This is a genomic window from Brevibacterium ravenspurgense (genome assembly GCF_001584615.1).
GTDB classification, from domain to species: domain Bacteria; phylum Actinomycetota; class Actinomycetes; order Actinomycetales; family Brevibacteriaceae; genus Brevibacterium; species Brevibacterium ravenspurgense.
Genome location: NZ_LQQC01000012.1, coordinates 114123 through 128371, shown reverse-complemented (window position 1 = coordinate 128371; position 14249 = coordinate 114123). Strand labels below are relative to the sequence as shown.

The 14249-nt window shown below is 63.2% G+C and carries 13 protein-coding genes; 4 read left to right on the top strand and 9 right to left on the bottom strand.

The features are described from left to right. The first annotated feature begins 43 nt into the window (after window positions 1–43). From Bravens_RS09210 to Bravens_RS09200, 3 genes are all read left to right on the top strand, one after another. Complete coding sequence (locus Bravens_RS09210) at window positions 44–1423, top strand: NAD-dependent succinate-semialdehyde dehydrogenase (protein ID WP_062022711.1); 1380 nt, start codon at window positions 44–46, stop codon at window positions 1421–1423. Beyond that, the gene (locus Bravens_RS09205; RefSeq protein ID WP_061941570.1) at window positions 1424–2797 is read left to right on the top strand and encodes an NAD-dependent succinate-semialdehyde dehydrogenase; all 1374 of its coding nucleotides are present in this window, start codon (window positions 1424–1426) and stop codon (window positions 2795–2797) included. Window positions 2798–2962: 165 nt separating this feature from the next. Beyond that, on the top strand, window positions 2963–4165 hold the full coding sequence (locus Bravens_RS09200) for a cobalamin-independent methionine synthase II family protein (RefSeq protein WP_082791115.1): 1203 nt from the start codon (window positions 2963–2965) through the stop codon (window positions 4163–4165). Between the two features lie 130 nt (window positions 4166–4295). Here the strand turns inward: Bravens_RS09200 and Bravens_RS09195 are convergent, their stop codons facing one another. The 9 genes from Bravens_RS09195 to Bravens_RS09155 all read right to left on the bottom strand — a co-directional run bounded on the left by Bravens_RS09195 (window position 4296) and on the right by Bravens_RS09155 (window position 13705). Then, window positions 4296–4661 (bottom strand): SdpI family protein, encoded by a 366-nt coding sequence (locus Bravens_RS09195; RefSeq protein WP_019175895.1) that lies wholly within the window; start codon window positions 4659–4661, stop codon window positions 4296–4298. Beyond that, window positions 4658–6793, bottom strand: coding sequence for a S9 family peptidase (locus Bravens_RS09190; RefSeq protein ID WP_062022708.1), 2136 nt, complete (start codon window positions 6791–6793; stop codon window positions 4658–4660). The genes Bravens_RS09195 and Bravens_RS09190 overlap by 4 nt, the downstream gene beginning before the upstream one ends. A gap of 36 nt (window positions 6794–6829) precedes the next feature. Beyond that, on the bottom strand, window positions 6830–8116 hold the full coding sequence (locus Bravens_RS09185) for an adenylosuccinate synthase (RefSeq protein WP_062022706.1): 1287 nt from the start codon (window positions 8114–8116) through the stop codon (window positions 6830–6832). 214 nt (window positions 8117–8330) lie between these two features. Next, window positions 8331–8792: a DUF3151 domain-containing protein gene (locus Bravens_RS09180; protein ID WP_082791114.1), complete on the bottom strand. Its 462-nt coding sequence runs from the start codon at window positions 8790–8792 to the stop codon at window positions 8331–8333. Window positions 8793–8827: 35 nt separating this feature from the next. After that, window positions 8828–9691: a hypothetical protein gene (locus Bravens_RS09175; protein WP_062022703.1), complete on the bottom strand. Its 864-nt coding sequence runs from the start codon at window positions 9689–9691 to the stop codon at window positions 8828–8830. After that, window positions 9688–10809 carry a glycosyltransferase family 2 protein gene (locus tag Bravens_RS09170; protein ID WP_062022700.1) on the bottom strand — a complete coding sequence of 374 codons (1122 nt, stop codon included), beginning with the start codon at window positions 10807–10809 and terminating at the stop codon, window positions 9688–9690. The genes Bravens_RS09175 and Bravens_RS09170 overlap by 4 nt, the downstream gene beginning before the upstream one ends. A 5-nt stretch (window positions 10810–10814) precedes the next feature. Beyond that, window positions 10815–11582 carry an ABC transporter ATP-binding protein gene (locus Bravens_RS09165; RefSeq protein WP_062022697.1) on the bottom strand — a complete coding sequence of 256 codons (768 nt, stop codon included), beginning with the start codon at window positions 11580–11582 and terminating at the stop codon, window positions 10815–10817. Then, a complete protein-coding gene (locus Bravens_RS09160; RefSeq protein WP_062022694.1) occupies window positions 11566–12414 on the bottom strand; it encodes an ABC transporter permease in 849 nt (282 codons plus the stop codon). The genes Bravens_RS09165 and Bravens_RS09160 overlap by 17 nt, the downstream gene beginning before the upstream one ends. Before the next feature lie 79 nt (window positions 12415–12493). Further along, on the bottom strand, window positions 12494–13705 hold the full coding sequence (locus tag Bravens_RS09155) for an FAD-dependent oxidoreductase (protein ID WP_062022692.1): 1212 nt from the start codon (window positions 13703–13705) through the stop codon (window positions 12494–12496). Window positions 13706–13753: 48 nt separating this feature from the next. Here Bravens_RS09155 and Bravens_RS09150 point away from each other — a divergent pair, with 48 nt between their 5' ends. Continuing rightward, on the top strand, window positions 13754–14170 hold the full coding sequence (locus Bravens_RS09150) for an acyl-CoA thioesterase (protein WP_062022689.1): 417 nt from the start codon (window positions 13754–13756) through the stop codon (window positions 14168–14170). The last annotated feature ends 79 nt before the right edge of the window (window positions 14171–14249 follow it).

Here is a 14249-nt window from a genome sequence, read left to right as displayed (position 1 = left end):
AGTGTTAGGGCTAACAGAGACCTCGAACGACTAAGGAGGGTCGATGAGCTCGAACTACGCGGTGACGAACCCGGCAGACGGCCAGGTGAAAGCCGAGTACGAAACCATCTCCGACGCCCAGCTGAACCAGGCACTCGACACAGCTGTCGAAGCCCAGAAGCAGTGGGCCGCTCGTCCCATCGAAGAGCGCGCCGCCGTTGTGAAGAAGGCTGCTCAGCTGTTCGACGAACGCGCTGACGAACTCGGCCACATCATCGGAAAGGAAATGGGCAAGCGCCACTCGGAAGGCGCTGAAGAAGCCCAGTTCTCCGCTGAAATCCTCAACTACTACGCCGACAACGGCGCTGAATTCGCAGCCGACAAGAAACTCGACACCCCGGACGGCGCTGCCATCCTGCAGAGCCGCCCCATCGGCGTTCTGCTGGGCATCATGCCGTGGAACTTCCCCTACTACCAGGTGGCTCGCTTTGCTGCGCCCAACCTCATGCTGGGCAACGGCATTGTGCTCAAGCACGCTGAAATCTGCCCCGAATCCGCGCAGATCATCGAAGACATCTTCCGCGAAGCCGGTCTGCCCGAAGGCGTCTACGTCAATGTGCGCGCTTCCCACGACCAGATTGCCGAAGCCATTGCGGATAACCGCATTGCTGGTGTTTCGCTCACCGGTTCAGAGCGCGCCGGCGCAATCGTGTCGGAACAGGCCGGCAAGGCGCTGAAGAAGGCCGTTCTTGAGCTTGGCGGTTCCGACCCGTACATCATCCTCGACACCGAGGACGCGAAGAAGGCAGCGCAGGACGCGTTTGCCACCCGCATGTACAACACGGGCCAGGCGTGTGACTCCAATAAGCGCCTGATCGTCATGGACGACGCCTACGACGAATTCGTCGACGAACTGGTCCGCCTGGCCTCAGACATGAAACCCGGCGACTACACGAGCGACGACCCGACCGTCTACCAGCCGCTGTCTTCACGCGGGGCGGCAGAGAACCTCGCCAAGCAGATGGAACAGCTCAAGGATGCCGGCGCGACCATCCGCACCGGCGGCGAACTCGCTGACGGCCCCGGCGCCTACTTCAGCCCCGCCGTCGTCACCGACGTCCCCGTGGGCTCGGATGTCTACTACGAAGAGCTGTTCGGCCCCGTTCTTGTGGTGTACCGCGTCAGCTCGGACGAAGAGGCCCTTGAACTTGCCAACGATTCGCGCTTCGGTCTGGGCGGCACCGTGTTCAGCACCGACACCGCACGTGCAGAAGCCGTCGGCAGCCGCCTGCACGTGGGCATGGCCAAGATCAACTCCTACGACACCGATTCAGCCGCACTGCCGTTCGGCGGTGTGAAGAACTCCGGCTACGGCCGCGAGCTCGGCCCCGTCGGCATGGACGAATTCGTCAACAAACGCCTGTTCTACACCAAGGAGGACTGAATGAGCATGGACTACAAGGTCATCAACCCGGCAACGGGAGAGACCGTTGAAACGTTCCCGGCCATCAGCGACGACGAACTCGAAGCAGTTCTCGCAAAGGCAGAAAAGGCCCAGCGCGAATGGGCTGAGCTCGACATGAGCGAACGGGCGAAGATCGTCCACCGCGTTGCCGACCTCTACGACGAGCGCGCCGAAGAGCTCGCCGAAATCATCGGCGTCGAAATGGGCAAGCGCCGCTCGGAGGCCATCGGCGAAGCCAAATACTGCGCAAAGATCTACCGGTACTACGCCGACAACGCCGCAGAGTTCACCAAGGATGTTCCGCTGGATGCCCCCGGAGGCAAGGCTGTCATGCAGCACAAGCCGGTCGGCACCATCCTCGGCATCATGCCGTGGAACTTCCCCTACTACCAGGTGGCTCGCTTCGCATCCCCCAACCTCATGCTGGGCAACGCGATCGTTCTCAAGCACGCAGAAATCTGCGCAAAGTCCGCTGGCGTGATGGAAGAGATCATGCTGGAGGCCGGCGTGCCGGAAGGTGTTTTCCAGAACATCTACGCCAAGCACGACCAGATTTCGAAGGTCATTGCCGATGACCGCATCGCCGGTGTTTCGCTCACCGGTTCCGAACGCGCCGGTGCCGCAATTTCGGCTCAGGCCGGCAAGGCGCTGAAGAAGGCCGTTCTTGAACTCGGCGGTTCCGACCCGTACATCGTGCTGGACTCCTCCGATGTCAAGGCTTCGGCTCAGCTCGCCTACAAGACCCGCCTGTTCAACACCGGCCAGGCGTGCAACTCGAACAAGCGGATCATCGTCATGGACGACATGTACGAAGAGTTCGTTGACGAACTGGTCCGTCTGGCATCTGAGGCCACCCCCGGCGACTACACGAGCGAAGACCCGAACGTCTACATGCCGCTGTCGTCGCGCGCAGCAGCTGAGAACCTCTACGACCAGATTCTGCGCGCCAAGGACGCCGGCGCCACCATCCGCACCGGCGGGCAGATCTCCGACGAGGGCGCTTACGTGTCCCCGACCGTCATCACCGACATTCCGGTGGGCTCGGACATCTACTACGAAGAGTTCTTCGGTCCGGTGCTCGTGGCCTACCCGGTGTCCTCTGACGAAGAAGCGCTGGAACTGGCCAACAACACTCAGTTCGGTCTGGGCGGCACGGTCTTCAGCGAAGACGTCGAACGCGCCCAGAAGGTCTCCGACCGGCTGGAGGTGGGCATGGCTTCGGTCAACATCCCGAAGGCCGGTGCCGAATACCTTCCGTTCGGCGGTGTGAAGCGCTCCGGCTACGGCCGTGAACTCGGCCCCGTCGGCATGGACGAATTCGTCAACAAGCGCCTGTACTACGTGGCCGACTGACGCAAACCGTGCTCACCTGAGCACAGCGCCTCAGCCAAGCGGCGCCTCGTCAATTTATGACGAGGCGCCGCTTTTATTTCACAAATATTCCGAAATGCGTCAACGTCGGAACACGCATGTTTGCCCGTTCATATGATGAAAAAAATTCATCCAGAAAGGAGCATCATGACCATTCGCGTTTCTCACGCCGGATCACTGCCGCGCACCGACAAGCTGATTACCGCCAACGCCGCGCGCTTTGATGACAACATCGACACAGACGAGTTCGGACAGCTGCTGACCGATTCCGTTGTCGACATCGTCAAGCGCCAGAAGGACGTCGGCATCACGGAAGTCAATGACGGCGAATACGGTCACGCCATGGCCGCCGAAAGGGACTACGGCGCCTGGTGGCACTACTCCTTTGAGCGCACCTCGGGCCTTGAACTGCAGGATGTGCACTTCCACAATGCTCCCCCGGTCCGCTCCGAACCGGGCAAGGTTGTGCTGACCAGCTTTCCCGACCGCCGCGACCGCCACCTGTTCCCCGGCGTGTACGGCGACGTGGAAGCTTCTGGCGCTGACACCGGACAGCAGCAGCAGTTCCCCGTGGCCGTTGAGCCGGTGCGCTACGTCGGCCAGGAGCTCATCCAGCGTGACATCCAGAACCTGAAGAAGGCCTGCGAGGCAGCCGGCGTCGACCCATCGACCGCCTACATCAACTCGCTCGGCCCAAGCTCTGCCGCACGCATCGAGAACGGCTACTACGACACCGCGGAAGAGTTCATCTGGGCCATGGCCGATGTCTTCCGTGAAGAGTACCTGGCAATTGCCGAAGCCGGCTTCATCATCCAGATCGACGACCCCTCAATTGCTGAGAACTGGGACCAGATCAATCCCGCCCCCACGTTCGAGGAGTACCGCAAGTTCACGCGTCCGCGCATTGAGGCGCTCAACTACGCGCTGCGCGGCATCGACCCGCAGCAGGTGCGCTTCCACACCTGTTGGGGCTCCTGGCACGGCCCGCACGTTACGGACCTGCCCTTCGAAGAGATCGTCGACGATGTACTGAGCATCAACGCCGCCGGCATCACCTTCGAAGCTGCGAATGTCCGCCACGAACACGAATGGCGCATCTGGGAGGACACCAAGCTGCCCGACGGCAAGTACATCATCCCCGGCATCGTGTCCCACTCGACGAATATCGTTGAGCACCCGCAGCTGGTGGCAGACCGCATTGAGCGCTTTGCCCGCCTGGTGGGCCCCGAAAACGTCGTCGCCTCGACCGACTGCGGTCTGGGCGGACGCGTCCACCCTGAAATCGCCTGGGCGAAGCTCGAAAGCCTCGCACAGGGCGCTGAGATCGCATCCAAGCGCCTGGGCAGCTGACCCAGCTGCGCTGATCACCTAACACCGGCACAGAGACAAGCGGCGCCTCGTCATTCTTCTGACGTTGCGCCGCTTGCTGTCCCCGGTTCCGGTGCGGCTGCCGCTGGGCACCGGTTCCGGAACAGGCGGTCTACCGTTTGCCGCGGGCGGCGATGATGGCGAACACGGTGCCGAAGATGCCGATGAAGATCTGCCCGCACAGGCCCAGCAGCGCCATCATGAGCGCCCCGCCTTCGCTGACCCACACGGCCAGGGCGATTGTGGCCAGCAGTGAGATCACGGCGATCCAGGGGGCTGCGGCAATGTAGATGAACGCGGCCCGGTGGGCGTGCTTCCACACTTCCGGTGAGCGGCGGGTGGCACCCATGCGGATGCCCCACCGGTCGTTGGGGCCAAGCCGGCCGGCGGCAGCGGCGCGGGTCGGAAACCACAGAAGTGCTGCCACGCCGAAACCGAGCAGGGTGAATACGGCTGCCGCGATGAGCGTCGGGCTCACTGTTCGCTGCCTTCGGCCAGGCCCAGACGGTCAAGCATCCAGGCCATCCAGAATGCTGCTTCGCGCCACGAGTCATAGCGGCCGGATGCTCCACCGTGACCGGAGGTCATGTCGGTTTTGAGGATGACGTCGGCGCCGACTTCGCGCAGGCGGGCCGTCCACTTGGCGGGTTCGACGTACAGCACGCGGGTGTCGTTGAGCGATGTGATCGCCAAAATCGGCGGGTACTGCTGCTGCGTGACGTTTTCGTACGGCGCGTAGCTGCGCATGTACTCGTAGAACTCCTTCGAGTGCAGCGGGTCGCCCCACTCTTCCCATTCGATGACGGTCAGCGGAAGCTCCGGCATGAGCATCGAGGTGAGCGAATCGACGAAGGGAACGTCCGCGATGATCCCGGCGAAGCGGTCCGGAGCCATGTTGGCGACCGCGCCCATAAGCAGACCGCCGGCGGAACCACCGCGGGCAACCATCCGATCGGCTGTCGTCCAGCCGGTGCTGATCAGGTGGTCGGCAACGTCGATGAAGTCGGTGAAGGTGTTCTTCTTGAACTCCATGCGGCCCTGTTCGTACCAGTGGCGGCCCATTTCGCCGCCACCGCGAATGTGGGCGATCGCGAACACGACGCCGCGGTCCAGCAGGCTCAGGCGGGCGGCCGAGAACGCCGGGTCCATGGACGCTTCGTAGCTGCCGTAGCCGTACAGGTTGAGCGGTGCTGGGCCGCTGCGGTCAACAGCGTCGGTGCGCCACACGAGGCTCACCGGGATCTGCGTGCCGTCGGCCGCCGTTGCCCATTCCAGGGTCTGCGAGTATGCGCCGAGGTCCACACCGGGCACTTCTGTCACCTTGCGGATCTGCGTGCTGGTCGGAGTGCAGTCAGCGACCGTGTGCGGACGGACGAGCGAACCCATCGTCACTCGCACGTGCGGCTGGTCGAAGGAGTGGTTGTCCGCTGCAATGAAGCGGTAGCCGGCGTCTTCACCGGAGTCGACCTCAGTCATCGGGCGCACGCCGTCTTCGGCGGCAGCACTCAGGTCGATGATGCCGACCCGGGCAAAGCCCGCGCGCCTGTAGCCGACGGCGATGAGGCCGCTGAACGCCTGGACTTCTTCAATGCGCATGCCGCTGACATCGCTCACCACCGGCCGGGCCTGGGCTGCCGAGGTGCCGGGGGCTGCCGCTGGAACATCGACGATGTCGAAGTCGGCTCGTTCGCGGTTGTGGACTATGAGGAAGCGGTCTTCCCCGTCGATCACGGCGTGTTCGACGGAATAGTCGACGTCCTGCTCACGCGGCCACACCGGCTGCGGTTCGGCTGTTGGGTCCGAGGTGGGGATGAACCAGGTGCCGGACGTGGTCTTCGCTTCGGTCGCGATGAACAGGTAGTCGCCAGTGCGGGAAAGCTCAGCGCCCACGAAGAACCTTTCGTCGTCTTCTCGGAACACCACGACGTCGCTGTCAGTTGAGTCTCCCAGGGTGTGCCGCCACACGGTGTCGGGGCGCCAGGAATCATCGACTGTTGTGTAGTAGATGTGCTTGCCGGTGCCGTCGAAGCATGCTCCGTAGAAGATGCCGGAGATTTCGTCTGGCAGATCTTCACCGGTTTCCAGATTGCGGATGCGCAGTGTGAAACGCTCATCGCCAACCCGGTCGACGGCGTAGATGAGCAGCTTGCCATCGGGGGAAACATCGAGAGAGCCGACTGCGAAGAAGCTGCTGTCACCGGCTTCAGCGTTGAAGTCGATGAGCTGTTCTTCGCCGTCCAGAGCAACACCCGGTTCGATGCCGGGTGGGGTCCAGCTGTCAGCGTCGCGCACTGGGACGCGGCAGTAGGCCGGGTAGTTCTTCCCCTCCGAGGTGCGGGTGAAGTACCAATGGTCGCCGCGGCGGGCGGGAACTGAGAGGTCGGTTTCCTTTGTGCGCGAACGGATCTCGTCGAAAATCCGCTCACGCAGGCCGTTCAGGTGCTCCGTGCGAGCATCCGTGTACGCGTTTTCGCGGTCCAGGTAGTCACGGACCTGCGGGCTGTCTTTGTCGCGCATCCATTCGTAGTTGTCGACGAACGTGTCGCCGTGGAAGGTCCGCTCGTGGGGAACCTTCTGCGCGGGTTCGGGTATCTGCGGGGTTGAGTGCATGCCACAAGGGTAACCGGCACGCACCCGTTCGGCAGATCAGTCCAGCAGGTCGTGGCGAACGATCGACTGTTCGCGGTCGGGGCCCACGCCGATGACCGAGATTCGGCAGCCGGACATGCGCTCGAGCGCCAGCACGTAGTCCTGTGCGTTCTTCGGCAGGTCATCGAAAGTGCGGCAGCCGGAGATGTCTTCCTTCCAGCCGGGGAAGGTTTCGTAGATCGGCTTGGCGTGGTGGAAGTCCGACTGAGACATCGGCATTTCATCGAAGCGCTGACCGTCGACGTCGTAGGCCACGCACACCGGGATTTCGTCCAGGTCGTCGAGCACGTCGAGTTTGGTCAGCACATAGTCGGTGAAGCCGTTGACGCGGCTTGCGTAGCGGGCGATGACTGAATCGAACCAGCCGCAACGGCGCGGACGGCCGGTGTTGACGCCGAATTCGCCGCCCTGCTTCTGCAGGTATTCGCCCATGTCGTCGAACAGCTCCGTGGGGAACGGCCCAGCACCCACGCGGGTGGTGTAGGCCTTCACGATGCCGACGACGCGGTTGATGCGGGTGGGGCCAACGCCGGAGCCGACGCAGGCACCGCCGGCGGTGGGGTTGGACGACGTGACAAACGGGTAGGTGCCGTGGTCGACATCGAGCATGGTGGCCTGGCCGCCTTCCATGACGACGACCTTGCCTTCATCGAGTGCCTTGTTGAGCAGCAGTTCGGTTTCCGCCACCATCGGCGCAATGCGGTCGCGGTACTGCGCGAAGTACTCCATGATTTCGTCGACCGTGACATCGCGGCGGTTGTACACCTTGACCAGAAGTTCGTTCTTCTGGCGCAGGGAGCCTTCGATCTTCTGACGCAGGATCGATTCGTCGAACAGGTCCTGCACGCGGATGCCCAGGCGTGCGGTCTTGTCCATGTAGGTGGGGCCGATTCCGCGGCCGGTGGTGCCGATTGCGCGCTTGCCCAGGAAGCGCTCCGTAACCTTGTCCAGCGTCTGGTGGAAAGGTGCCACCAGGTGCGCGTTGGCGGAGATCTTGAGCTTCGAGGTGTCAGCACCGCGTGCTTCCAGACCGTCGATTTCATTGAACAGCGCTTCGAGGTTGACGACGACGCCGTTGCCGATCACAGGTGTGACATTCGGCGACAGAATACCTGCGGGCAGCAGCTTGAGTTCGTACTTTTCACCGCCGACGACCACCGTGTGCCCGGCGTTGTTGCCGCCGTTGGGCTTCACGACGTAGTCGACCTGGGTACCCAGGATGTCTGTGGTCTTGCCCTTGCCTTCGTCGCCCCACTGGGCACCGACGACCACGATTGCAGGCATTCGTCACCTCACGTTGACTTCTTCGCACATTCAGCGCATACAAAAAGGCGGATGACCGCCGTTGCCACCCCATTCTATCGGATGGGCAGAAATGTGATGCGGGGCACTGCGCACTGACGGGCCCACGAACTCCCCGCCGGCAGACGAAACCGGGGCTGCCCCACACGTCAGGAACAGCCCCGGTCAGTCACAGGCTAAGGCGAGCGGCGCCTCGTCAGCTTCCAGAGCCGATGCGGTCAATGGCCTCCGGATCGGAGTCGCGGAGGAACTTCTCAATCCGCTGGGCCTCTTCTGCTTCGCCGATGCCGGCGGCGGCCCGGCCCAGGTTGTACAGGGCGTGGAGGAAGCCGCGGTTGACCTCGTGGGAGTACGGAATCGGACCGACACCGCGCCAACCAGCCTGACGCAGAGCGTCGAGGCCACGGTGGTAGCCCACGCGGGCGTAGGCGTAAGAGTCCACCAGGCGGCCCTCGGAGAAGGCTTCGTCTGACAGTTCGGCCCATGCCAGGCAGGACGCCGGGAGGTCGTGGGCCACGTCGATGGGCTCTTCGCCGGCGTCCAGGCGGCGGCGCGCCTCGACATCCGGGTGGTCATCCGGCAGGTAGGTGGGCTGGGGGCCCAGTTGCGAAGCGTCGAGGTTGCCGATGTGTGCGGGTTTGCCGAGCGGCTGGCTCATGTTTCTCCTTCAGCTGTGAAAGCGCGGGGCGCGCTTCACTTGTTGCTTTTGACAGCGGGCGGCTGGACGGTAAAGGGGTCAGTGGTCAGCGCACCGAAGATGCCGTCCTGCTCAAGCGCCTTGAGCTGCTTTTCTGAGGCAACACCGGAAGCCCACACGCGAATTCCCGCGCTGTCGTAGGCGTCCGTGTCGAGGTCCTCTTCGCCGGCCTCCAGCGCGACCATCGAAACACCGGCTTCTTTCAGTTCCCCGGGTGTGGTCGATGTGACTTCGCCAATGTACATGCCGGTGGCGCCGGCTTCTTCGGCGGCACTGAGCACTTCGAGCGATGTCGAGCGCACAATGAGCGCATCCGGGTCTGAGCGCTTTTCGGTGATGTCCAGGACGTCGCTGAGCACTTCCTGTGATTCCACGCGGGGTGCGAACACCAGGTACTTGCCGTAGCGCTTCATGGCGTCGTCAAAGGTAATCGGGGTGCCCGGGCGGGTATGCTCCCCGCTGCCGTCTTTGCTCTTGGCAGGCGGGATCTTGGACGACAGGAACTTGTCGGTTGGCGTTTCGTTCAAAGGCTGGGCCAGGTTGAGGTCCGCCTGCACGGATTCGGCGTTGGCCAGCACGAGGTCGTCATCGGCGGTTTTCGCCAGGTCAACCGCCGGGAGGTAGCCGAACTTGGCGTTCTCTTCGACCGCTTCAAGCGAATTTGCCGGCAGGGAGTCCGAACCTCCGCCGAGTGCCGCCACGGCAGGTGTGTTGAGGCCGTCAACCGTCAGGCGGTCCTTGGGCGTGAGAACGAAGACCGCCACAGCAATCAGGATGCCCACCAGCACGAGCCCACCCGCAATGAGCGGGGCGTTGAACCCTTTCGCCGGCTGTTTGCCGAACTCAAACTTCTTGCTCATGGGCGGTCCTGTTCTTCTGTCCTGTCTTCTGCCGAGGTGCCGCGCGCCTCTGTTCTTGATCGGTCGGCATCGCTGTGGTCGGCTCCCGTGACGATGCCCTTGAGGAAGCCGGTTCCCCACGCAATGTGCATGGTCGGCACGGCCGCGGCGAAGGCTGCGCGCTCCTGTTTGTCAGCATCCTTCGCCGTCAGCGCGAGCGCTGACACGACGGCGGCGTAGGAGGCGGCACCGACTTGCGCTGCGCCGATTCCCCAGCACACGGGCTTTGGCAGGCGACGAGCCGCGCCGGTGGCCTGCAGCGCTGTTCCCACTGCGGCGGTCGCCAGGCCGGCAACCAGCACGGGCGGAGCAAAATAGCGCAGGCTGTTGCGGGTGCTGTGGCGGCGCACGATTTCGGCACGCCATTTGCCGGTTGCGTAGAACTGTTGGGCCACGCTGCGGATATCGGCGCGTGGCCAGTAGGTGACGACGAGTTCCGGGTTGAACCACACGAGTCCGCCTGCCGCACGGATACGCAGGTTGAGCTCCCAGTCCTGCCCGCGGCGCAGGGTGGGATCAAAGCCGCCCAGGAGGTCGAAGACTTCGCGGCGGAAGATTCCGAGGTAAGCCGATTCGCTCGGGCCCGCCTGCGCACCCGAATGATAGGCGGGTCCGCCCAGGCCAATCGGCGACATGTAGGCACGAGCAACGGCTTTTTGGAACGGGGTCTCCCCCACTGCGCGCATGAGTCCGCCGACGTTCGCGGCACCCGTTTCGCGCAGAGTGTCAACACCGATCGCCGCGTAGTTCGACGGCAGTTCCGAGTGCGCGTCAACCCGGATGATGACCGGGTAGCGGGTTTCGGCAATCGCCAGGTTGAGGCTCGTGGGGGTATCGCCCGCGGGGTTGTGCACCACGTGGACGCGCGCATCATCGCGGGCCATGCGCTCGGCGATTTCAGCTGTCCGGTCAGTTGAAGGACCCAAGCCTATGACGATTTCCTTCGGCCCCAGGTACTCCTGGTTCAGCACCGTCTGCACGGCGCGTTCGATCCGGCTCTCTTCGTTGAGCACCGGCATGATGAAGGACACGCCGGGACGCTCATCGAGTTCCCACAGCTGGGAAAGGTCAATGCTCACGCAGCTCACCTGTGTGCTTCGTATTCTTTGACGACGTCTTCGGTGTCGCCGTCGGCCATGAGGACGCCCTTTTCAATCCAGATTGTCCTGTTGCACGTGTCGCGAATGGACCGCATGGAGTGCGAAACGAGGAAGACGGTACCGGCAGATTCGCGGATCTTGCGAATGCGGGCTTCGGACTTCTTCTGGAACTGGCGGTCGCCGACTGCCAGAGCTTCGTCGACGATGAGGATTTCATAGTCCTTCGCCGTGGCAATGGCGAACTTCAGCCGGGCGGTCATACCGGACGAGTAGGTGCGCATCGGCATGTCGATGAATTCCTGCAGACCGGTGAATTCAACGATCTCGTCGTATTTCGCTTCGATCTCTTCGCGCTTCATGCCCATGGCCAGACCACCCAGGATGATGTTCTGGCCGCCGGAAAGATCGCGGATGAGTGCGGCACCCACGCCCAAGAGGTTGGGCCGGGACCGTGCGTAGACGGCTCCCTGCGTGGGAGGGATGAGGCCGGTGATCGCTTTCATGAGGGTCGATTTGCCGGATCCGTTTGTTCCGATGACGCCAATCGATTCGTTGGCGTTGGCGGTGAAGGACACGCCCTTGAGGGCTTCGACTTCCTTGTAGCTGCGTTTGCGCTGGAACAGCCCGCCGGCCTGACTGGGTGTCATGCGTTTGCCCGTGGCCAGTGTCTTGAACGTCACGTGGAGGTCGTCGACGACGACAACGGGTTCGCCTTCGCGGGGTGAGGAATCCATATCAGCTTTCTCGACCATAGCGCTCCTCTGCTCGCCAGAAGAAGACCATGCCGATGATCAGCAGGCCGAACGCCCACACCGCCAGGTGCCACCAGTAGTTCCAGTGGATTTCGTAAGCGCCCATGAGGATGCCGCGACCCAGTGACAGCACCTCGAACAGGGGGTGCCAGTCGAAGATGGCCTTGAGGATCGGCCGGCCTTCGACGAGCGTCAGGGGGTTGAAGAACACACCCGAGGTGTAGAAGATCATGCGTGAAATGTAGGGCGTGATCTGGCTCAGGTCGCGGAAGTGCACTGTCAGGCGGGCGAAGATCAGCGCCACCCCGGTGTTGAGGATTGCAAACAGGGCCACCAGCGGGATCATGAGCAGCCACTGGAGGTTCGGGAGGTCACCGCCGATGATGACGAGAATCGCCATGAGAATCAGGGTGGGAATGAAGTTGAAGAACTCTTCGAGCACCTTGGCCAGCGGCAGAACCATGCGCGGGAACGGCAGGGACTGCACGAGGGAAGTGTTCGAGATGATCGACTTGGCTCCGCCGTTCATGGACGAGTTGTAGAACTCGAGCATGAACACGCCGATGATGACGTATGGCACGAAGTTCGGCGGTCGGCTGCCGGCCAGGATGAAGCCGAAAACCAGACCGTAGATGAGAGCGGAGAACGACGGGCGCAGGAGCACCCACAGCTGACCCAGGCGGTTGCGCTCGTTTTCACTGCGCATGCGATAGCGGGCCAGAGTCGCCGTGAAGTCGCGCCGCCGCCACACTTCGCGCATATAGGTGAAGAACGGCGCCCTGGCGCCCACCCGCTCGAGTGAGTGCTCAGCGGCGAAATCACTCATTGACATGAATGCGCGACTCTTCCTTAGACGTTGATGAACACCAAGATTCTACCGAGTGGTCGGATAAACCGTGCTCATGTGGCTTTCAGGCGATTCGCCCCGCCGGCTGGCGCGAGCGGGCACGCATATCAAAATCCGGTGCCGCGGCTTCAGCACGCGTCACAGCACCCGGCAGGTCACGGCCGTCCGCAATCGCGTCAAGCCCTTCGGCCAGGACGGATCCGAGCAGCCGCTTGGCGGCATTGTGCGCCGGTGGCAGGCCGATGGTTTCTACCCGAAGAAGCACGCTGTCATCGTGAGGCCCGCTGAAGAACAGCAGCTGCCCCCTGCCTGCGGCAGGATCGCCCAAAACAACGGGAGTGGGATCGCACACCCGGTAAGCAGCACCGGCGGTGAACACGCGGGTGGTGCCCTGGAAGCTCCAGCGGGAGGGCACCTCGCGCCATTCGGCATCGACGTCTTCACCGGCCAGGACGCGGCCCAGCCACAGCCCCTGGGACAGTGCGGTCGGCTCCGCACCTCCATCACCCAGGCCAGCGTTCGGCCCCTCCACGGGTTCAGCACAGTCGCCGATGGCCCACACGCCCGGCACCACTTGCAGATCAGCACCCACTGCCAGACGACCCGAGAACGTCAGTGGCCACGGGCAATCCGGGACCACGGGGCGCGAACCGACCGCGGCGGCCCACACATCGGCGGACGCCGCATCCGGATTCGGGTCACGGGGAACAAAGCGCACGCCAGCAGCCTCGTTGAGTTCGAGCACGGCCTGACCCAGCTCCGGACTGGTCCCAGGCAGGGGAAGGTCACCGCGCAAGTGGAGTGCCACCTCGGCACCCAGGTCGGCAGCGGAGCGCGCGATCTCAAGAGCCAAGAAACCAGACCCCAGCACACCCAGCCGCGGCAGGGGGTCTCCCCTACCGACAACAGCATCGCGCAGTGCCTGCGCCCCAGGCAGCGAGCCGACCGTGAAGCCGCCCGGAATGGGTGAGGGGCGCGGGCTGAGCCCCGTGGCAATGACAATCGATTCGGCCTCCAACACGCGCCCGTCAGCCAGGTGCACAGCACCCTGTTCAACGCGCACGGCCTCTGCCGTGATGCGCTGGATGCCCTCCGGCACCGGCAGCGGCGTGACGGTCAGCGCCTCCCCGAACAGGCCGTCGGTCAGGGGCGGAAGCTCAACGGGTTCGTCCCGCGGGTCAACAAGCACGGCCGTCTTGCCAGCACGCGACAGCACCTGGGCGACCTGCGTGCCGGCAGCACCGGCACCGACAATGACAATGTCCGACTTCTTCACGCACCCCACTGTACTCACGGAGCTCGGCAGTCATGGCAGACTGACCGTATGAGTGACGAACAGCCGAAGGCCAGCGATTTCCCGCTGGTTGCAATTGAAAAGATCCGGTACGGCGACACTGACAGGCAGGGCCATGTCAACAACGCCGTCTATGCGACCTACTTTGAGTGCGGTCGTGTGGAGATCATCCAGTCGATGCAGGATATCTTCGCGGAGGACGACGCTTTTGTTCTTGCGACGATCACCATCGACTACCTGGCTGAAGTGCTGTGGCCCGGCGAAGTTGAAATCCGCACGCGCCTGACGAAGGTCGGAAATTCCTCAATCGGCCTGGAGCAGCTGCTCATCAACGAAGGCGAAGTCCGTGCGAAGGCAACCTCGGTCATGGTGCTGACGAACATTAACACCCGCCGCTCCGCTCCCCTGTCGGACGAAGCAAAAGACCGCCTGCGCACCTTTATGTGACACTGAGCCCCCTCTCAACCCAAATGACGAGGCGCCGCTCACCTGGGAAGGTGAGCGGCGCCTCGTCGTTTGCTCGGGT